19 protein-coding genes and 1 pseudogene are annotated in these 19,791 nt (G+C 67.6%); 10 read left to right on the top strand and 10 right to left on the bottom strand.

Going from position 1 to position 19,791, the window contains the following annotated elements; translation table 11 throughout:
* Positions 1 to 93 precede the first annotated feature (93 nt).
* Positions 94 to 1,023 (top strand): esterase family protein, encoded by a 930-nt coding sequence (locus HNP02_RS13320; RefSeq protein ID WP_184439827.1) that lies wholly within the window; start codon positions 94 to 96, stop codon positions 1,021 to 1,023.
* A gap of 47 nt (positions 1,024 to 1,070) precedes the next feature.
* Positions 1,071 to 1,538 (top strand): SRPBCC family protein, encoded by a 468-nt coding sequence (locus tag HNP02_RS13315; protein ID WP_184439074.1) that lies wholly within the window; start codon positions 1,071 to 1,073, stop codon positions 1,536 to 1,538.
* Here the strand turns inward: HNP02_RS13315 and HNP02_RS13310 are convergent.
* Positions 1,522 to 2,175 carry an O-methyltransferase gene (locus tag HNP02_RS13310; RefSeq protein ID WP_255506496.1) on the bottom strand — a complete coding sequence of 218 codons (654 nt, stop codon included), beginning with the start codon at positions 2,173 to 2,175 and terminating at the stop codon, positions 1,522 to 1,524. The two genes, HNP02_RS13315 and HNP02_RS13310, sit on opposite strands and share 17 nt — an antisense overlap.
* Positions 2,176 to 2,227: 52 nt before the next feature.
* Positions 2,228 to 2,834: pseudogene (locus tag HNP02_RS13305) on the bottom strand (nitroreductase).
* Between the two features lie 146 nt (positions 2,835 to 2,980).
* Here HNP02_RS13305 and HNP02_RS13300 point away from each other — a divergent pair.
* The 3 genes from HNP02_RS13300 (at position 2,981) to HNP02_RS13290 (ending at position 4,917) form a co-directional block, all read left to right on the top strand.
* On the top strand, positions 2,981 to 3,583 hold the full coding sequence (locus HNP02_RS13300; RefSeq protein ID WP_184439072.1) for a DUF6636 domain-containing protein: 603 nt from the start codon (positions 2,981 to 2,983) through the stop codon (positions 3,581 to 3,583).
* Positions 3,584 to 3,673: 90 nt separating this feature from the next.
* Positions 3,674 to 3,949 carry a hypothetical protein gene (locus tag HNP02_RS13295; protein WP_184439070.1) on the top strand — a complete coding sequence of 92 codons (276 nt, stop codon included), beginning with the start codon at positions 3,674 to 3,676 and terminating at the stop codon, positions 3,947 to 3,949.
* Between the two features lie 74 nt (positions 3,950 to 4,023).
* Positions 4,024 to 4,917: a DMT family transporter gene (locus HNP02_RS13290; RefSeq protein ID WP_184439068.1), complete on the top strand. Its 894-nt coding sequence runs from the start codon at positions 4,024 to 4,026 to the stop codon at positions 4,915 to 4,917.
* Between the two features lie 27 nt (positions 4,918 to 4,944).
* On the opposite strand, the gene HNP02_RS13285 is transcribed toward HNP02_RS13290, so the two are convergent.
* Entirely contained in the window at positions 4,945 to 5,868 is a 924-nt protein-coding gene (locus HNP02_RS13285) for a class I SAM-dependent methyltransferase (RefSeq protein ID WP_184439066.1), read from the bottom strand.
* 183 nt (positions 5,869 to 6,051) lie between these two features.
* Between HNP02_RS13285 and car the strand changes: the two genes are divergently transcribed.
* Complete coding sequence (car, locus tag HNP02_RS13280; protein WP_184439064.1) at positions 6,052 to 9,555, top strand: carboxylic acid reductase; 3,504 nt, start codon at positions 6,052 to 6,054, stop codon at positions 9,553 to 9,555.
* A gap of 249 nt (positions 9,556 to 9,804) precedes the next feature.
* Here car and HNP02_RS13275 read toward each other — a convergent pair whose 3' ends face one another.
* From HNP02_RS13275 to HNP02_RS13255, 5 genes are all read right to left on the bottom strand, one after another.
* Positions 9,805 to 10,872, bottom strand: coding sequence for a dihydrodipicolinate reductase (locus HNP02_RS13275; RefSeq protein ID WP_184439062.1), 1,068 nt, complete (start codon positions 10,870 to 10,872; stop codon positions 9,805 to 9,807).
* Between the two features lie 17 nt (positions 10,873 to 10,889).
* A complete protein-coding gene (locus HNP02_RS13270) occupies positions 10,890 to 12,983 on the bottom strand; it encodes an elongation factor G-like protein EF-G2 (RefSeq protein WP_184439060.1) in 2,094 nt (697 codons plus the stop codon).
* A 116-nt stretch (positions 12,984 to 13,099) separates the two neighbouring features.
* Positions 13,100 to 13,399 carry a hypothetical protein gene (locus HNP02_RS13265; RefSeq protein ID WP_184439058.1) on the bottom strand — a complete coding sequence of 100 codons (300 nt, stop codon included), beginning with the start codon at positions 13,397 to 13,399 and terminating at the stop codon, positions 13,100 to 13,102.
* Positions 13,400 to 13,646: 247 nt separating this feature from the next.
* Positions 13,647 to 14,066: a TIGR03668 family PPOX class F420-dependent oxidoreductase gene (locus HNP02_RS13260; RefSeq protein WP_184439056.1), complete on the bottom strand. Its 420-nt coding sequence runs from the start codon at positions 14,064 to 14,066 to the stop codon at positions 13,647 to 13,649.
* Positions 14,063 to 14,842 carry a hypothetical protein gene (locus HNP02_RS13255; RefSeq protein WP_184439054.1) on the bottom strand — a complete coding sequence of 260 codons (780 nt, stop codon included), beginning with the start codon at positions 14,840 to 14,842 and terminating at the stop codon, positions 14,063 to 14,065. Before HNP02_RS13255 ends, HNP02_RS13260 begins: the two co-directional genes overlap by 4 nt.
* A gap of 129 nt (positions 14,843 to 14,971) precedes the next feature.
* On the opposite strand from HNP02_RS13255, the gene HNP02_RS13250 reads away from it, so the two are divergent.
* Positions 14,972 to 16,090, top strand: a complete 1,119-nt coding sequence (locus tag HNP02_RS13250) for an ABC transporter substrate-binding protein (RefSeq protein ID WP_184439052.1) — start codon at positions 14,972 to 14,974, stop codon at positions 16,088 to 16,090.
* Between the two features lie 10 nt (positions 16,091 to 16,100).
* Here the strand turns inward: HNP02_RS13250 and pyrE are convergent, their stop codons facing one another.
* Entirely contained in the window at positions 16,101 to 16,670 is a 570-nt protein-coding gene (gene pyrE, locus HNP02_RS13245; RefSeq protein ID WP_184439050.1) for an orotate phosphoribosyltransferase, read from the bottom strand.
* Positions 16,671 to 16,711: 41 nt separating this feature from the next.
* Positions 16,712 to 17,512: a HugZ family protein gene (locus tag HNP02_RS13240; protein ID WP_184439048.1), complete on the bottom strand. Its 801-nt coding sequence runs from the start codon at positions 17,510 to 17,512 to the stop codon at positions 16,712 to 16,714.
* A 124-nt stretch (positions 17,513 to 17,636) separates the two neighbouring features.
* Between HNP02_RS13240 and HNP02_RS13235 the strand changes: the two genes are divergently transcribed.
* The 3 genes from HNP02_RS13235 to HNP02_RS13225 all read left to right on the top strand — a co-directional run bounded on the left by HNP02_RS13235 (position 17,637) and on the right by HNP02_RS13225 (position 19,778).
* Positions 17,637 to 18,641 carry a hypothetical protein gene (locus HNP02_RS13235; RefSeq protein WP_184439046.1) on the top strand — a complete coding sequence of 335 codons (1,005 nt, stop codon included), beginning with the start codon at positions 17,637 to 17,639 and terminating at the stop codon, positions 18,639 to 18,641.
* An 84-nt stretch (positions 18,642 to 18,725) separates the two neighbouring features.
* On the top strand, positions 18,726 to 19,241 hold the full coding sequence (locus tag HNP02_RS13230; RefSeq protein WP_309241534.1) for a signal peptidase II: 516 nt from the start codon (positions 18,726 to 18,728) through the stop codon (positions 19,239 to 19,241).
* Positions 19,242 to 19,256: 15 nt separating this feature from the next.
* Complete coding sequence (locus HNP02_RS13225; protein ID WP_184439044.1) at positions 19,257 to 19,778, top strand: hypothetical protein; 522 nt, start codon at positions 19,257 to 19,259, stop codon at positions 19,776 to 19,778.
* The last annotated feature ends 13 nt before the right edge of the window (positions 19,779 to 19,791 follow it).

Below are 19,791 nucleotides of genomic sequence, written 5' to 3'. Positions count from 1 at the left end.
GTGAGAAGGGGTTGACCGGTGTTGGAGACTGGCGTTCGAAGGAGTCGGCGCGGATGGGTGCGGCGGTTGAGTACCGCCGTATTGGCCGTTGTGATGATTCCCGGATTCGTCGGCATCGCCGGGCCCGCACCCACCGCAGGGGCGTACTCACGCGAAGGACTCCCGGTCGAGATGCTGCACGTTCCTTCACCGTCGATGGGCCGGGACATACTGGTCCAATTCCAGGGTGGCGGCCCCCACGCCGTCTACCTTCTCGACGGGTTGCGCGCGCAGGAGGACGCGAGCGGCTGGGACATCAACACGGCCGCCTTCGAGTGGTACTACCAGTCCGGCTTGTCGCTGGTGATGCCCGTCGGCGGACAGTCCAGCTTCTACAGCGACTGGTACCGCCCCGCGGTGGGCAGCGCGGGGACCGTGACCTACAAGTGGGAGACGTTCCTGACCCAGGAGCTGCCGGGCTGGCTGGCGGCGAACAAGGGTGTCGAGCCGACCGGCAACGCGGTCGTGGGTCTGTCGATGGCCGGCGGCGCCGGGTTGACGCTGGCGATCTGGCATCCCGCGCAGTTCATCTTCGCCGCGTCGTTGTCGGGTTTCCTGAATCCATCACAAGGATTGTGGCCCACCATGATTGGGTTCGCCATGAAGGATGCGGGTGGGTTCAACTCCACCGACATGTGGGGGACGACGAGCGACCCGGCCTGGCAGCGCAACGACCCGATGGTCAACGTCGGAACGCTGGTGGCCAACAACACCGCGGTATGGATCTACTGCGGCAACGGCAGGTCGTCGGACCTGGACGCCGGCGGTGACTTCGGCACCGCGTACAGCGCGCAGTTCCTCGAGAACATCACCATCGACACGAACAAGGACTTCCAGAAGAAGTACTTGGCCGCCGGTGGGCACAACGCGGTGTTCAACTTCCCGACCAACGGCACGCACAGCTGGGGTTACTGGGGTGCGCAACTCCAGGCGATGAAGCCGGACCTGCTGCGGGTGCTCGGCGTACCGCCGCCGCCTGCATAGTCCGGCCGTCGGGGTTGCGCGACGCCGACAGCGGGTAAGGATTGGTCATGGCAAGCGTCGACGTCTCCGTGTCTTCCGACCTCACCCCAGAACAGGCGTGGAAGCTGGCGTCGAACCTGCACCGGTTCGACGAATGGCTGACCATCTTCGGCGGCTGGAAGAGCCCGGTGCCCGATGTCATCGAGAAGGGCACCAAGGTCTCGTCGTGCATCAAGGTCAAGGGATTCCGCAACGTCATCCACTGGGAAGTGCAGCGCTACGACCCGCCGACGGGGATCGAGATGCGCGGCACCGCCCGGGGTGGCGTCCGGATCGCACTGGGAATGACGATCACGGACGACCGGCCAGGGTCGACGTTCCACCTGCTGGCCGATCTCTCCGGGCCACTGCTCAACGGGCCGGTGGGATCCATCGTCGCGAGGATCCTGCGCTCCGACGTCGAGCGGTCCGTTCGCAACCTGGCCGCGCTCGGTGCCCGCGAGACGGCGGCTCCCAGCTCTAAACCCGGCAGCTGATCTCCATGCTGTCGGTGTCCCTTGCGAGGAAGTTGACGCTGACGTACCCGTTGGACGGCTCCCGCACGTAGTCGAGGTAGGGCTGGGTGTCGGGCATGTTGGTGTTATCTGCGACGATCAGGCTGCCCGGCAGCAGTAGCGGTTCGAGCAACTTGATCACCGGCAGGTAGAACTCCTTCCACCCGTCGAGCAGTACGAAGCCCACCGGGCCCTCGAGCGCGGCCAGTGTGTTCAGCGCGTCGCCTTCGAGAATGGTGATGACGTCGGCAAGGCCGGCGTCGGTGAAGTTCTGCGTGGCCGTCTTGATCTTCTCCGCGCTCAATTCGGTCGTGACGACGCGGCCACTGCCGTTGTCGCGCACGGCGGAGGCGAGGTGGATGCCGGACAGCCCCAGCGACATTCCGAACTCGACGACCGTCTCGGGCCGCGTGGCCCGAACCAGGGAGTACAGCAGCCGGCCTGCTTCTGGCGTGACGGGCATGTAGACGTCGCTGAGTGCGTCGGCGCGTTCCTGCGCGGTGGCCGTAGCCATGTCGACGTTGCCAAATCGGTCGCGAAGCGTCGACATCTGCGCCTGGGACGCGGCGTACATCCGGTCCAGTGCCGAGGCGACCTTGGTATCTGAAAGCGTGGTCATGGAACCGACGCTACGCGCCGACGTCAGCCGTGTCCGGCGTCCCTCTGCCCGTTCAGCTCTCGACGAACACGACGTTGTCCTCCAGGGGATTCCGCGACACGGAGCGAATTGCCAGGAAAGTCGGGGTCGGGGTAGCCGACGGCAAGGCCGCACAGAATGCGCATCTCCTCGCCGATGCCCAGCTGTTCGCGGATCGTCTCGGGGTAGCCGGCGATCGACACCTGCACGCAAGTGCCGAGGCCCCGCGCGGTCAGCCCGAGCAGCAGTGTCTGCAGGAACAGCCCGACGCCGATGGCGTCCACGTAGTCCAGGTCGCGGTGCATGCACACGACGCCTGCCAGCGGTGCCCGGAAGAACTCCCAATTGCGAAGCACCGCAATGCGTCTGGCTTCGGAATCGTGCCGCGCGATCCCCATCGATCCGTACACGGCCGCGCCAAGGTCACTGCGGGCATGCGCGAACGCGTCGGGGAGCGGCGGCACCTTGGGGGCGCTCGACCGGGCGTCCACGAGCAGTGCCTCGACCAGCCGGTCGCGAGCCCGACCAGACGCGAACACCACATGCCACGGTTGGACATTCGAGTTCGACGGCGCATGGATGGCCAGCTCGAGTGCCTCCGTGACGAGCTGTTTGGGTACCTGCTTGTCACGCAGGAACATGCGCGACGAGCGACGCGCCAAGATGGTGTCTTCGAGGTCGTGGGTCATCGTGTCCGTTCGCTGGTCGCCAAGATTCCTCCAAGGCCTTCCCCGCACCCTTGCGTCAAGTACCCCAACATGTTCGACGATGAGGAAGGCCAAGGGACATGAATCCAAGATCTGGTGCGATGCGCAACGTGGTGTTGATCGTCGCGCTGGGCGCGGTGCTGGCGGCCGGTTGCTCGCGGACCGTTTCGACCGCCGTCCAGGCCACCCCGGTGGCGCCCGCGACATGGGCGCCGATCACGTCGACGCAGGCACCGTCACCGGCTCCGGCCGCGACGCCAGTTGCCGCACCGACGGTCACCGTCACGCCGTATGCGCCGGCGCCAACGACGGCCGTGGTGGCGGGCAATGCGTCGACGGGACCGTTCCAGTCCCCGTCGGGAAACATCCGCTGCGCGATGTTCGCCTACGACGGGCAGAACAGCGTCCGGTGCGATATCGCCGACTACAGCTGGACGGCGCCGCCTCGATCGCCGAACTGCCATCTGAGTTGGGGCTCCCGATTCAAGCTGGAGCAGGGCGGGGAAGCCGTCTTCGACTGCTACGCCCAGGAACTTCCCGCGTTGGACCACACCCTTGGCTACGGCCAGACCCAGACCGTCGGCGCGATCACCTGCGCTAGCGAGCCCTCCGCAATGGCGTGCGCCGACAGCACCACCGGGCACTACTTCCGCATCTCGCGCGAGGCCTACGAAGTCGGCTGATCCCAGTGACCGCCGGGAGCGGAGCGACCTGGCGGCGGTACTCGCCTGATCCGACTACTCTGATGGCATTCGTCACCCATGGGAGCCGATATGCGGATCAAGGTATTGCCCTACGTCACCGTCGAGGTCGACGACCGGTTGCGTGGCCGAATCCGCGCCAGGGTGGAGCGGCTGCGGCTGAACGTCCGGGCCCACCTGCTCAGCGCGGCGGATGACGTCGACACTGCGGGCGACAAGGTCCGCGACCTGTGCGACGCCGCGGTTACCAAGGTCGACGTCGCGGTGGCCAAGGTGACCGACAAACTCGAGCCCACGCCCAAGGTCAAGCCCGCAGCCGAGCAGGACGCTCGAGTCGAAGCCAGCTGACGACACCTCTACGTTGTAGGTAGCAGGTTCCACCACGGCCCTGCCGCATAGCAGTTGAAGGGATATCGAGGACGTTGGTGGGCCATGGACTCGTCATCGTCCTGGCGCTGTGCGCCGCCGTCTTCATGGCGGTCGGCATCGTCATCCGTCAGCGCGCCACCATGAGCCTGCCGTCCGAGGATGGCGTCAGCGCCGTCATGGTCACCACGTTGTTGCGCAGCCCGGTGTGGTGGGCGGGCACCGGGGCCGCGGTGCTTGGCTACGTGTTCCAGGCGCTCGCCCTCATCAAGGGCTCCCTGATCCTGGTTCAGCCGATCCTGGTGTCGGCCCTGCTGTTCGCCCTCCCTCTGAGCGCGCGGCTGGCGGGGCGACGCGTCACGCGCGGGGAATGGCTGTGGGCCGGGCTGCTCACGATCGGGCTCGCAGTCTTCGTGCTGCTGGCCCGTCCTGGTCCACAGGACAGCTTGGCGTCGTTGCCCGTCGCCGCCATCGTCGCGAGCGTGTGCGGCGTGATCATCGTCTGCTGCGTCGTGGTGGCCGTGCGGGTCGGGGGCTGGCAGCGCGCCGTGCTGCTGGCCGTGTCCGTGGGTGTGTTGTTCGGCGTGGTCGCCGTGGTGACCAAGATCAACATGCACATCGCCGGGGAGCGGGGAGTGCTGGCACTGCTGGCCACCCCGGCGCCGTATGCCCTCGTGGTGCTCGGCGTCATCGCAACGCTGTTGCAGCAGTCGGCCTTTCACGCCGGTGCACTGCAGACGTCGGTGCCGACGATGCTGGTGCTCGAACCGGTGGTCGCCGTCCTGTTGGGCGCGCTGGTACTCGGCGAGGACCTGGAGGCCGGCCGGTACGAGGCCATCGCGTTGGCCGTCGCGGTCGCCGCGATGACCGCCGCGACCGTCGCCCTAGGCCGCGACGAAGGGGCCTACGAAGCCGAACTGGAGATGAAGATCGCGCGCCGCGCGGCGTGAGGTCACGCCGCGCAGCGAGGGATCAACTCAGCGCTTCGAGGTGTAGTAGACGACGCCGTTCATCGTCGGCTGGTCGTCGTCGGGCGGCGGTATCGCCGGAAACCCGTTGATCACCAACAGTTCGCTCATCGGCGTGCCGACCGACTGCCAGCCCCGTGCGTCCAGGTACTCGCCGACCTCGTGGCGCTCGCCCTCGAACCCCAGTTCGGAGAAGTCGAGGTCGAAGCCGTGCTCGCGCCACTTGTCGGTGGCCTCCCGCATCTTCTCCCTGGCTGCGTCGTAGTCGACGTCGCCGATGTTCGGTACGGCCTCCGAGCCCAGCCGGCTACCGGGCGCGCTGAGCGAGGTGACGGCGTCCAGCAGCCGGTCCTGCGCCTCGGGTGGCAGATAGCCGAACAGCCCCTCGGCGATCCATGCCGACGGCTTGGTCGGGTCGAACCCCGCCGCCAGCAGCGCGCTCTGCCAGTCATCGCGCAGGTCGATGGCGACCGTCCGGAGGGTGGTCTTTGGCTTGACGCCGAGGCCTTCCAGCGTTGTCGTCTTGAATTCGATGACCTCGGGCTGGTCGATCTCGAACACCGTCGTGCCTGCGGGCCAGTCCAGTCGGTAGGCGCGGGCGTCGAGACCGGAGGCCAGGATCACGGTCTGGCGGATGCCTGCGTCGGCAGCCTCGGAGAAGAAGGCGTCGAAGTACCGGGTGCGGGCCGCCATCGCGGCGGGCATCTGCGCCAGACCCCAGCCGGCGCCCCCGACCTCGATGTCGTCGACGTTCAGCTCGCCGGTGACCCACCGTGTGAGGAAGTCCACACCGACCGCACGCACCAGCGGCTCGGCGAACGGGTCGTCGAGCTGATCGGCCTTCGTGGCGACCGCTCGAGCGGCCGCCACCATGGTCGCCGTGGCTCCCACGCTGGTCGCAAGGTCCCACGTGTCGTCATTGGTACGGGTCATCGTCTGCCTTTCGTAGTTACTTAGCCCCCGTAACGAACTGCCTGGCGAGTGTGTTCCCTCACAGGGAACTGCCAGGTCAGCCGTTTGGGGCATATCTTTAGTTTTGCTAACGTTGTGTCGGCTGGGTGAGGTAGCGAAGCCTCCCACGCAAGACTTTCCATGCAATTACGTAGAGGACTCCTTATGTCTACCGATTCTCGCGAAGCGCGCCTCGAGCGCCGCATCGCCGACCTGTACGCCACCGACGAAGAATTCGCCGCCGCCAAGCCAGACGAAGCCGTCAGTGCCGCTGCCGTTCAGCCAGGGCTGCGTCTGCCCGATCTCGTCCGCACCGTCCTCGAGGGCTACGCCGAGCGACCCGCCCTCGGCCAGCGGGCAGTCGAGTACGTCACCGACGGTACCGGCCGCACCACGGCCCAACTGCTTCCGCGGTTCGACACCGTCAGCTACGGCCGGCTGTGGGAGCGGGTCCAGGCCTTCGGTGCCGCCCTGCGCAACGACCCGATCCGGCCCGGCGACCGCGTCGCCATCCTTGGTTTCACCAGCGTCGACTACACCGTCATCGACATTGCGCTGACCCAACTGGGCGCGGTGTCAGTGCCGTTGCAGACCAGCGCCCCCCAGGCTCAGCTCCAACCGATCATCGCCGAGACTGAGCCGGTGCTGATCGCGTCGAGCATCGACTACGTCGACGATGCGGTCGAGCTGATCCTCTCCGGGCACGCTCCGGCGCGGCTGGTGGTGTTCGACTTCCAATCCGCGATCGACGATCAGCGCGACGCACTCGATGCGGCCAAGATGCGACTGGCGGGCACCCCGGTGACCGTCGAGACCCTCGCCGACGTGCTGACCCGTGGACGGGACCTCCCCGCCCCACGTGGAGTCACCGCCGACGGTGACGATCCGCTGGCCCTGCTGATCTACACCTCCGGCAGCACCGGGGCGCCCAAGGGCGCGATGTATCCGGAGCAGAAGGTCGCCACCATGTGGAAGTCGGCAGCCAACACCCACTGGGACGAGAAGCAGGGCGTGGTGCCGGGCATCGTCTTGGCCTTCCTGCCGATGAGCCATGTGATGGGCCGCGGCGTCCTGTACGGCGCGCTGTCGTCCGGCGGCACCGTCTACTTCGCCGCCCGCAGCGACCTGTCCACGTTCCTCGAGGACCTGGCCATGGCCCGGCCCACTCAGCTCAACTACGTTCCGCGCATCTGGGACATGCTCTACCAGGAGTACGTCAGCGAGGTCGACCGGCGCGGAGTCGTCGACGCCGCAGGAGAAGAACAGGTCATGGTCGATCTGCGCCAGAGCCTGCTCGGCGGCCGTTTCGTCACCGCCTTCACCGCCTCGGCACCGATCTCGCCCGAGCTGAGGGCATGGGTCGAGGCGTTCCTCGACATGCATCTTGGGGAGGGCTACGGCTCGACCGAGGCAGGCGCGGTGTTCGTCGACGGCCAGATCCGGCGCCCACCGGTGATCGACTACAAGCTTGTCGACGTCCCCGAACTGGGCTACTTCGGCACCGACGTGCCGCACCCCCGCGGTGAGCTACTGGTCAAGTCCGACCAGCTGTTCCCCGGCTACTACAAGCGCCCCGAGGTCACCGCCGAGGTGTTCGACGCCGACGGCTACTACCGCACCGGCGACGTCGTCGCCGAGCTCGGCCCCGACCAGGTGAAGTACGTGGACCGACGCAACAACGTGCTCAAGCTGTCCCAGGGTGAGTTCGTCGCCGTGTCGAAGCTCGAGGCGGCGTTCGGGGACAGCCCGCTGGTGAACCAGATCTACATCTACGGCAACAGTGCGCGGCCCTACCTGCTGGCCGTCGTCGTGCCGAGCGAGGACGCGGTGTCCCGCTACTCCGCCGACGAGTTGAAGCCGGCCATCAGTGCGTCGTTGAAGGATGCGGCCCGCTCAGCGGACCTGCAGTCCTACGAGATCCCGCGCGACTTTGTCATCGAGACAACGCCTTTCACCCTCGAGAACGGTCTGCTCACCGGTATCCGGAAGCTGGCGTGGCCACGGCTCAAGGAACGTTACGGCGAGCAGCTCGAACAGCTCTACGTCGATCTGGCCGACGGTCAGGCCGGCGAACTGCGCGCGCTGCGGCAGAGCGGCGCCGACCGCCCCGTCCTCGAGACCATCAGTCGGGCCGCTACCGCGCTGCTCGGCGCGGCCGCCGCAGACGTGCAGGCCGACGCACAGTTCACCGATCTGGGTGGAGACTCGTTGTCGGCGTTGACGTTCGCCAACCTGCTGCACGAAATCTTCGGGGTCGACGTCCCCGTCGGCGCGATCGTCAGCCCGGCGTCCGACCTGGCCGCCATCGCCGCATACGTCGAGGCGGAGCGGGCGGGCGGCATCAAGCGGCCGACCTACGCGTCCGTGCACGGCCGTGACGCGACCGAGGCGCACGCCAGCGATCTGACGCTCGACAAGTTCATCGATGCTGAAACCCTCTCCGCGGCAACGTCACTGCCCGGTCCAGCGTCCGAGATCAGGACCGTGCTGCTCACCGGCGCCACCGGATTCCTCGGCCGCTACCTGGCCCTGGAGTGGCTGGAGCGGATGGACATGGTGGACGGCAAGGTCATCTGCATCGTCCGCGCCAAGAGCGATGACGAAGCGCGAGCGCGGCTGGACGCGACGTTCGACAGCGGTGACCCGAAACTCCTTGCGCACTACCGGGGTTTGGCCGCCGAGCACCTGGAGGTCTTGGCCGGCGACAAGGGCGAGGCCAACCTCGGCCTCGATGACACGACCTGGCAGCGGCTGGCCGACACCGTCGACCTGATCGTCGACCCCGCCGCGTTGGTCAACCACGTGCTGCCCTACAGCCAGCTGTTCGGGCCGAACGTGGTGGGCACCGCGGAGCTGATCCGGATCGCGTTGACGACGAAGATCAAGCCGTTCGTCTACGTGTCCACGATCGCCGTCGGCGCGGGGATCAACCCCGCCGACAATACCGAGGACGCCGACGTCCGCGTCGTCAGCGCAACGCGCACGGTCGACGACAGCTACGCCAATGGCTACGGCAACAGCAAGTGGGGCGGTGAAGTCCTTCTGCGCGAGGCGAATCAGCAGTTCGGACTGCCCGCCTCGGTGTTCCGCTGCGACATGATCCTTGCCGACACCACCTACGCCGGGCAGCTCAACCTGCCAGACATGTTCACCAGGATGATGCTCAGCCTGGTGGCGACGGGTGTCGCGCCGTACTCGTTCTACGAGTTGGGTGCCGACGGCAAGCGGCAGCGGGCGCACTACGACGGACTGCCCGTCGAGTTCATCGCCGAGGCGATCTCCACGCTGGGCGTCAACGTATGCGAGGGCTTCGAGACCTACCACGTGATGAACCCGTACGACGACGGCATCGGCATGGACGAGTTCGTCGACTGGCTGGTCGAAGCGGGCCACCCGATCCGCCGCATCGACTCCTACGGCGACTGGCTGACCCGGTTCGAGACCACGCTGCGGGCACTGCCCGAGAAGCAACGGGCCGCGTCGCTGCTGCCGTTGCTGCACAACTACCAGACGCCGGATCACCCGTTCAACGGGTCCATCGCGCCGACGGACAGGTTCCGCGCGGCGGTGCAGGAAGCGAAGATCGGCCCGGACAAGGACATTCCGCATATCTCCGCGCCGGTGATCGTCAAGTACATCACCGACCTGGAGCTGCTCGGCCTGCTCTGAGTCTCGGCGTATGTGGGGGCGCAATCGCGCGGTCGATTCTGCGGCGAGGGAGCAGAAGTGCGAGTGGCCCGCGCCGTGAGCGCAGGATCGACGGCGGTTGTTTGACGGGGCGTTTGGCGCAGCACCATGTCGGTGTCGCGTCCTTCAGGCGCCTACCTCACCTTCGACGTTGAGGAAGCGCGCGCGGCGCAGAAGTGCGAGAAGGCCACGCCCTGAGCGCTGTCTCAACGCCAAGATGCATGCGGAGGCTTAGGCGTGGCCGAAGCCGATGATGCTGCGCACCTGTGGCAGCGTCGCCGTCGTCGCGAAGCCGGGTGCGGCGGCGCACACCGCGGGTACCGCGTTCAGTATCTGCATCCCCGTGGCCACGTTCGCGGAGTTGACGTGTTCGAGCATGGTGGCGTCGCGGCTGAAGCTCGCGACCGACATGAAGTGGGTGCGCATCGACGGGTCGCCCTCGATGGTCAACGTCCAGCCGTGCTTCGGCTTGGGCCAGTGCTTCGGGTACTCGTTGCCGACCGTCCACAGCGCTTCGATCTCGATCAGCGGCTCGCCGTCGCGGCGGCCCACCCAGTTCCACCGCTGCCCGGAGGTAGTCCCTGCGTGCAGCACGCGGTCGAAGATCTCGTGGTCGTGTTCGGCGGCGACCGCCTCCACCGTCGCAGTCACCTCGTCGAGGCCCGCGTTCAGGGCATCCGCGAGAAGCCACACCTGCTCGGTGAAGATCGAGCTGTTGAACGCGAGGAATTCGTTTGCATGGGTGCTGATCTCGTCGACGGGCTGTCCAAAGCGCATGTTGTCGAACGTGATCGCGGTGCTGTCGTAGACCGACCAGTCGGCCCGCTCCTGCAGCGTCAGCGTGTCGATGGTGCGGCTCATCCCGGTCAACGCCAGGGGCAACGCCCCCGACAGGTTGCCGGGGTTCAGCCCGCAGCCGTGCACGCTGACGCCACCTGCGTGGCACGCGGCGAGTAGGCGGTCGCGATCGGCGGCGGGGAGGCGGTTCGGGTGGAACAGGAACGCCGTCGTGACGACGTTCTTGCCGCTGGCCAGAATGGCGCACACCTCGTCGAGGTCAGTGAGCCTCGGTGTGTACACCACGCAGTCGGCGTCGACGGCCAGGACGCGTTCGACGTCCTTCGATGCGGTGATGCCGACGGGGTCCGTGCCGAGCAGCACGCCGGCGTCGACGCCGTCCTTGTCGTCGGAATACACTCTGACGCCGGCCAATTCGAGCCCGGACCTGGGATCGAGGATGCCCTTGAGCACCTCCTTGCCGACGGCGCCGGTGCCCCACTGGATGATGCGCAGTGCCATGTCGGTATCCCGTCCGTTCAGGCGCCCACCTTCAACTTGGCGGCGGCTGATTCTGGCATGGGTTCGTACCTGGCGAAGGAGCGGGTGAAGGAGCCCGCGCCGTGCGACAGCGCGCGCAGGTCGATGGCGTAGCGGACCAGCTCGACCTCGGGGATCTCGGCGTTCACGACGGTGCGGTCATCGTCGCCAGACTCGGTGCCAAGCACGCGCCCGCGACGACTGGACAGGTCGCTCATCACGGCGCCGACCAGAGCGTCGGGGATCACCACCGAGACCGCGTCGACCGGCTCGAGCAGGTTCAAGGTCGTTGCCGCGGCGGCTTCGCGCAGCGCCAGCCCGCCAGCGGACTGGAACGCGAAGTCCGACGAGTCGACGCTGTGCGACTTACCGTCGAGCAGCGTCACCCGGATGTCGACCATCGGGTAGCCGGCACCGACCCCCTTCTCCATCTGCGCACGGACGCCCTTCTCCACGCTCGGGATGAACTGCCGGGGCACCGCGCCGCCGACCACCTTGTCGACGAACTCAAATCCGGACCCTTGCGGCAACGGTGCCACCTCGATGTCGCAGACGGCGTACTGGCCGTGGCCGCCGGACTGCTTGACGTGCCTGCCGTGACCCTTGGCGGTACCACCGAGCGTCTCCCGCAACGGGATTCGCACGTCCACGGTGTCGACGGAGACGCCGTACCGCTTGGCCAGCCCGTCGAGCACCACCCCGGCATGCGCCTCGCCCATGCACCACAGCACGATCTGATGCGTCTCGGGATTCTGCTCGATCCGCAGCGTCGGGTCCTCGGCGCCGAGGCGTTGCAGGCCGACCGCCAACTTGTCCTCGTCGGTCTTCGCGTGCGGTTGAACGGCTATGGGCAGCAGGGGCTCAGGCATGGTCCACGGCTTGAGCACCAGGGGGCGGTCCTTGTCCGACAACGTGTCTCCAGTCTCGGCGCGGCTGAGCCTGCCGATGGCGCAGATGTCGCCCGCCACTGCCGATCCTGCGACACGCTGCCGCTTCCCGAGCGGGAACGACAGGGCGCCGATCCGCTCGTCCTCGTCGTGGTCCCCTCCTGTGGTGCGACCGGGCGAGGTCCCGAAGAACGACGTGAAATGGCCCGACACATGGACGGTCATGTCGGGCCTTATGGTGCCGGAGAACACCCGGACCAGGCTGACTCTGCCGACGTAGGGGTCCGACGTCGTCTTCACCACCTCGGCGAGCAGCGCGCCGGAGGGATCGCAGGCCAGCGGTGCCCGCACGGCACCGGCGGGGGTGAACACCTCGGGCGTCGGATGCTCTGAGGGAGGGGGAAATCCAGTGACGATGACGTCCAGCAACTCCGCCGTGCCGACACCGCTGGTGCTGCACACCGGGAGCACCGGAAAGAACGACGCCTTGGCGATGGCCTTCTCGAGGTCGTCGTTCAACAGGGACGCCTCGACGTCCTCGCCGCCGAGGTAGCGCTCCATCAGCGTCTCGTCCTCGGACTCCTCGATGATGCCCTCGATCAGGGTGCCGCGCAGCTCGGCGACCGCGTCGTCGCCCGCGGCGGACAACAGTCCCACCACACAATCGTCGCCGGGCACGCAGAGCGGAACGACGTTGTCGCCGAACGCGTTCCGGGCGGCCGCCACCGCGCCGTCGAAGTCGGCGCGGGCGTGGTCGAGCTTGGTGATCACCACTGCACGCGGCATGCCGACGCGACTGCACTCCAGCCACAGCGACCTGGTCGGCTCGTCGACACCCTCGTTTGCGGCGATCACGAACAGCGCGCAGTCCGCCGCGCGCAGGCCCGCCCGCAACTCGCCGACGAAGTCGGCGTAGCCGGGTGTGTCGATCAGATTGACCTTGACGCCCTCGTGCATCAGCGATGCCAACGCCAAACCGACCGAACGCTGCTGTTCGATCTCGGCATCGTCGCAGTCGCAGACCGTGGTGCCGTCGGCGATCGATCCCGCGCGGGTCAGCACGCGGGTGGCGACCAGCAGGGTTTCGACGAGGGTGGTCTTGCCGCCGCCGGATGGTCCGACGAGTGCCACGTTGCGGATGGAGGCCGGACCGTCCGCGGTGGGGGCGGCTCCGTTGAGTTGGGTTGTGTTCGTCTTCTCTGCCATGACGTCCCCTCGGGCCGGATCGGTCCACCATTCACCCAAACCGGGGACGGGCACAAGGGTCACCAGACACGAAAGAGGGGCACCCCTTTCGGGATGCCCCTCTTCGATGTTGCGGCTTACTTGACGTCTACGTAGACGGTCTTGTCGAGGACCGTGGTCGCCAGGTCGTCTCCGGGGTTTCCGGAGTCGGTGCGACTGAAGGTCTGTCCTGGGCGAACCGCGACTACGGACGCCTCCTGCAGCGGGGTGCTGCCCACGTGATTGATGATCACGTTGTAGCCCTGCGCTTCGAGCTTGCTAATGGTGTCTTGGGCGCTGCCCGGTCCGCTCGGTGCGGCGTCGGCGGGCGCTGCGAGCCCGAGGACGGCCGCCACCAGACCGCTGGCGACGATGGTGGCAAATCCAAGGTTCTTCATTCTGCTTGCTTCTTTCTTCCTCTTCATCCGTCCTCGAGCCGTGGTGCCGGTGTCGCGGTTCGGATGCTTCCCCTACCCGCTCGAGAAGTCTCGAGCTGGCCTGACTGATTAAACCAACAGGTCAGGGGTTTAATTCCGCTGGCAGAAATTTATCGACGGATGGCAGTAATGGAACTAGGTGCGCGTTCGTCGTGCGCTTGTCCGGCAATCGACTCTTGCGCAACCGTTCAGTTTCCAGCAAACACTGCTAGGCCTGCCAGGACGACCAGCGCTGCACGTCGACGGTCACCACCGGGCCGTCCAATGCAATACGGTCGTACTGACGGTATTTGTGGCGCAGCAACGCGTACCCGGCCGCCATTTCCTCGCCCGTTTCGTGGATCTCGGCGACCCCGTCGGCGCGCACCCACCACAGTTGCGTCCAGTCCTCGTCGTAGTGGTCGACGAGCAGGCTGACCCGCGGATTGGCCGCGATGTTGGCAAGGCGGCGCAGCCGATGGGTCGACTTTCGCTTGGCGTCGACCGCGGTGTAGATCTTGGCGCCGTCCGATCCGCTGCTGACTGCGAAGACCACCGGGACGACGTGCGGGACGGCGTCCGAACCGGCCGTGGCGAGGATGGCCACGCCGGACGCGGAGAACGACGCTTCGGCGTCGAAACCGGTCATCGGTGCTGCGAGCCCGGGCGTGGTTGCGGGGCAACGCTGATCTGCGTCCGGGTCACCGGCGTGCGGGTGACGCCGATCTCGGGCGGCTTGGTCTGCCGCGGTTGATAGCGCGGCCCGTTGTACACCGGTGGCGCGACCGACGACGCCGACGTCTCCGGCGGGGGTGGTGGTGGCGGGGGCGGCAGTGCGCTGGTGGTGTCCGGGGTGCTTGCGGCCGTGGTCGGGGTGGACGAGGTATCGGTGGCCGGGGTGTCGTCGGTGTCCGACGGGCCGCCCAAGGCGAGCAGGACGACCGACACGACCAGCGCGACGATCGCCGCGGCAACCGCGGCCAGCGCGATCAGGGCCTGTCGAGTCCGATACCACGGCGGCGGCGCGGCCTTGAAGTGCCAGGTATTCGCGTTGAAGGCGTCGAAACGGTCGTCGTCGGGGTCCGCGTACTCGTCTGTGTACTGGTCCACCCACGGGTCGTCGTGCTGGTCTGCATATTGGTCCCCGTACAGCTCGCCGCTGGACTCGGGGTCGAGCGGGCGCGTGTTCTCCCAGCCCGTCCACCCGGCGCCATCCCAGCGATCATCGGGCGCTGCGCCGTCGACCTGTCTTTGTTCGTCCGCCTGGTCGCCAAGCAGGTAGCCGAAATCCTCGGCCGCCGCCTCGGATTCGGGATCTGCGAGGTCTTCCTGCGTCGGAATGGCCAGCCGGTCGGTGTCGACCGGCTCGTCCAACCGGTAGTCCCCTCCTGAATCGGAGTCGCCGGAGGCCCCACTTTCCGCCACCCCGTGATGGTAGGCGGCTACCTGGGCAAACGTGCGATAGAGCGCAAATTGACGCGGCGTGGCGGCGAGCGCCTTGGCCTGTCACGAACTCGCGGAAGCGTGCAGGAACCCCAGGTAGGGTCCGCGGCAATGAACAAATCTCGGCTCGTGGCGGCTGTGAGCGCCCTCGTCCTGCTCGCCGCGTGCGCGTCGCCGGAGAAGGACGGCGACGGCGAGACCACCGGATCGGGCGTCAAGGCGAGCGAGGCGACCTCTGCTGCCGACTTCGGCGGAATCGACGGGCTGGTGGCGGCCGCCAAGAAGGAAGGCAAGCTCAACGTCATCGCCCTGCCGCCGGACTGGGCCAACTACGGCGCCATCATCAAGGCGTTCGGTGACAAGTACGGCATCGACGTCACCTCCGCGCAGCCCGACGCCACCAGCCAGGGCGAGATCGACAACGCCAACCAGCAGAAGGGCAAGGCAGGCGCGCCGGACGTGTTCGACCTCGGCCAGTCGGCGGCGCTGGCCAACACCGCGCTGTTCGCGCCGTACCGGGTGGCGACGTTCGGTGACGTCTCCGATGCGTTCAAGGATCCCGACGGCGCCTGGGTCAACGACTACGGCGGCTACATGTCGATCGGGTTCGACTCGTCCAAGGTGCCGCCGATCACGGGCGTGAACGACCTGCTGAAGCCGGAGTTTGCAGGCAAGGTCGCGCTGAACGGCGACCCGACGCACTCCGGCGCGGCCTTCTTGGGCGTGATGATGGTGTCGGTGTCGCAGGGCGGCTCGCCCGACGACATCGCCCCCGGCGTCGAGTTCTTCCGCAAGCTGCGCCAGGCGGGCAATTTCCTGCCGATCGACCCGACCCCCGCGACCATCGAGTCGGGCGAGACCCCCGTGGTGATCGATTGGGACTACCTCAACGTCGCCGAGACCAGGAAGCTGCCGTCCTGGCAGGTGGTCATCCCGCCCAACGCGGCGGTGGCCGGGTACTACTTCCAGGCGGTCAGCAAGGATGCGCCGCACCCGGCCGCGGCCCGGCTGTGGCAGGAGTTCCTCTACAGCGACGAGGGCCAGAACCTCTACCTGCAGGGCGGCGCCCGTCCAGTGCGCGCCGACACGATGGTCACCAAGGGCACCATCGACCACGCGGCCTACCGGGTGCTGCCACCGGTCGACGGGGCGGCGACGTTCGTCTCGGTGGAGCAGGACAAGGCGGCGACCGAGTACCTAAAGGCCAACTGGGCCAACGCGATCGGCTGAGACCGACCGGTCAGACGTCGCGAACCGGATCGATGCCCAGATCCCGGTAGGTGACCAGCGCCGCGAAGGGGATGCCGCGCGCGGCGAACCGCTTGGCCGCGACGTCACCGCGGTCGACCATCGGGATCACACCCGTCACGACCACCCCGAGCGGGAGGATCCGCTCGAGGGCCTTCTCGGTCGAGCCTCCGGTGCTGATCACGTCGTCGACCAACAGGACGCGGGTGCCCGGTTCGAGTCGGGTGCCCTCGACCCACTGCTCGTGGCCGCGCTGCTTCTGCTCCTTGCGGACCGAGAACCAGGCCTTGCCGGTCACCAGTGCGATCCCGATCGCCAGCGGGTCGGCGCCCATGGTGAGGCCACCGACGGCGTCGAATTCGATGCCGCTCTTGGCGGCGAGGTCGGCGATGGCTCGGCTGACGGTCGCCAGCCGGTCCCCGGTGTTGACGGCGAACTTGCCGTCGATGTAATCGTGGCTGAGCTGGCCGCTGGCCAACTTGAACGGCTCGTCGCGGCGCTCGTGCCCACGGGTGCGGACCAGGTCGAAGGCGGCTTGCCAGGAATCCGGGCGGTCGGGCATACGGCGATCGTATCGGCCCGCACCGAAAGAAGGCGAAGCGGTCAGCCCTCTCGGGCCCGTTGCGCCAACTCGACTGTGGCAGCACGCAATTCGTTCATCGAGTCAATCGGCGCCGCGTAGCCGACCCTGGTGTAGGCCACGCCGCGCTCGGTGGTCACCCGCAGATCCAGCCCATAGCGGTCGGCGCCGGTGCAGGTGGCGTCCGCGGTGTCGGGGTAGCCGCCGAGCGTGCGTGCCATCGCCAACAGAGCCGCCGCGTGGTCGGCGTTGAGGTGCTCGATCGCGCCCTTGGCGGTGGGCTTGACCGGATCGGGCTGGGCTGCGGCGTAGTCCTCAGCGGTGGCGGAGTCCATCCGGCCGTAGCCGCCCACCCAGCGGACCCGGTGCACGCGCAGCACCCACAGGGTGAAGTCGCCGTAGTCGACGTAGTACTTGGCGGCGGGCACGGCATCGAGGTGTGCCTGCCGCGCGGCGGCTTGCTCGTCGCCCGATGGCCGCTCGACCACACCGGCCAGCGTGATGCGCCCGTTGGCGAGCGGATCGCCTTCGGTTGCCGGCGCGACGATCGACAGGCTGGCCCGCTGATCACCGGTGAGGTTGCGGCCATGTTCGGCCATGTTGGACAGACAGAGCACCGGCGCGCCACCGTGCAGGCCGTACGTGACGAACGACGCCCACGGATCGCCTGCGGCGGTCAACGACGCCAGCGTTGCGGTGTTGGTCGACGCCGCGATGGTCCGGGCCTCCTCCGCTGCCGACGGGCGCACGGAATTGACGACGGGGTTCAGCGGAGCTGGGACGGACGGGGCATCGCCCGGGTCACCATGGTCACGGGAGGCCACGTCGGCGACCCTACAGGGCGGGGGTCTGGCAACCGGCGTCCTTGGGTCCGACCAGTCAAATGTGCCAGAATCAGCTAAACGTTCGCTCCGTAGCCGACATCCGTTCACCAGAAACGAGAGGGTTGTGCCGACCGTCGTCAACCGCCTTGCGCGATGCCTGGGCGTGCTCTGCGCGACCGTCGTGCTCAGCGGCCTGGGTGCCGGCATCGCGGGTGCCGATCCCGACGACACGGGCACCTCTCCCGATCCGGGCCAGACCAGCGAGCCCGAGCCGGGGCCGTCATCGGCGCCACGGGGTCCGCTCGATCACCTGCGTGATGCCCTGCAGCGGCCGCGCAGCATCTTCGGCAACGGCAGGCCGCCTGGCCAACTGCCCAAGCCCACCTTCAAGATCCCTAGCCTGCCCAAGGCCGATCCCGACCAGCAAGCCCCAGAGAAGAAGTTGGTTGGCAGCAGCGCCGACATCGCGCTTCCCGGTGCGCCACCCATCTCCGTTCCGGTGCCGACGGTCCCCGGCACGTCCGATACGCAGTGGTCGATCAATCTGACCGACCCACAATCCGCCTACTCGTCCGTCCAGGACACGTTCTCCAACCTCAACGCCTTGGCGTCGGAGGCTTACGCGCCGTACAACCCGCGGCCGAAGCCGACCCTCAAGATCATGGAGGAGGAGCCCGTCGTCGACTCCGCGGGCGGTGGCACCGGCCTTGCCCCGAAGCCGGATGGTTCGCCCGATCTGCCTGTGCTGCAAGCACCGACGGCGTTTCCCGCCATCAAGCTTGGCCCGCCGCGCCCGCTGGCCGAACTGGTGCCTACGGGTGCGGGGGCGCCGGTGCTCGGCGTCGGAACCGCAGGCGTGCGTGCCCCGCAGGGACGTTCCGTCACGCAGGGCTCGGTGCAGGCAGGCGAGGCCGTCCCAGGCAGCAGCACCGCGCCGATGGGCAACACCGCCTATCGGCAGGGCTTCCCGCAGTACCTCCGCACTGCGCGGGTTGGCGAGCTGGCCATCGTCGCGCTGCCCGGTGTCGCTGGGCTGCTGGCGATCACCGCGAGCGGTGGCGCGATCGGCTTCCGGCAGGCCAACTCGGGGCGCTACCTCCGTTCAGAGGCCGCTCGCTTCCTGCAGTAGCGCGCCGTGACTTCGACGTTTGCCGTTCATCTGCGCGTCACCTCGAGATACGGCCGCGTGGCCGTCGCCGAACATGATGGGCGAGTGAGCGCGCGACGAGGGAGTAGGTCTGCGCTGTTCGTGATGACCGCGGCCGTGGTGCTTGTCGTCGACGTCGTCACCAAATCCGTTGCGGTGGGCGTGCTGACTCCTGGCGAACGGGTGTGGCTGTTCGGCGAATCGGTGTCGTGCCTCCTGATCAGGAACTCGGGTGGGGCGCTGGCCTGGGGTGAGAGTCAGCCTGCGTTGTTGACGCTGCTGGTCTGTGCCGTCGTCTGCGCCGTCGCGTGGCGGGGCAGCAGCGTGGTGTCACCCGTGGCGGCCGTCGGGCTCGGTCTCGTACTCGGTGGCTCCGTCGGCAACCTGGCCGACCGGGTCTTCCGGGCGCCGGGGCCGTTACGCGGTGCAGTGGTGGACTTCGTCTCCTTCGGATGGTCGCCGACCTTCAACGCGGCCGACGTCTGCGTGCTGGTCGGCGTCGTGACACTGGGATGGCTGGTGCTGACCGAAACCGCGGCACCTGTCGCCGAGCGCGGGTGGAGCGCAGACGACGCGTTCTGAGGGAAGATCAGCGGCGTGGCAGCGGGAGATGTCGTGGATCCGGCGGGCGTTCGCTGGCGCGTGCGGCGCCAGTGGTATCCCTGGCGCCGGAGGGCGTCAGTGATCGAGGCATGGAACAGTTCGCCGGACGAGCCTGCCGAGGCGGCGGAAACCACACCGGAAGGCGAGCCGTCGGACTCCAGTCTGCCGCGGAACTTCCTGCTGAAGGCGATCCTGATCACCGTGGCCTTCATCGTGTGGGCCGTGGTGGGCATCGGCAAGGTCTTGCTGTATTCAGTGGGGGCGCTGCTGTTCATCGCGGTGTCGCTGATCGAACTCGTCGCCGAACTCGTCGTGATGCCAATCGTGTTGCTGCTGAGACTGCTTGGGGCCGCGCGCTGGCCCGTGCAGATCAACAGGAAGGGCGAGCACTTCGCCACCAGGTACGCAGGCGACTTCGCTGCGGCCACGGCGCTGCGCGACGAGGTGGCCGGCCAGATCGAGGTGGGCGACCTGCCGCCGAAGGACGCGGCAACCGAGCCGGATTCAACACCGTAGAAGATGGGTAGGT

Origin of the sequence: Mycobacterium sp. AZCC_0083, assembly GCF_014202335.1 — a bacterium.
Lineage (GTDB): Bacteria > Actinomycetota > Actinomycetes > Mycobacteriales > Mycobacteriaceae > Mycobacterium.
Note: the sequence above shows the minus strand (reverse complement) of the source record. Positions and strands in the feature narration are given on the sequence as shown.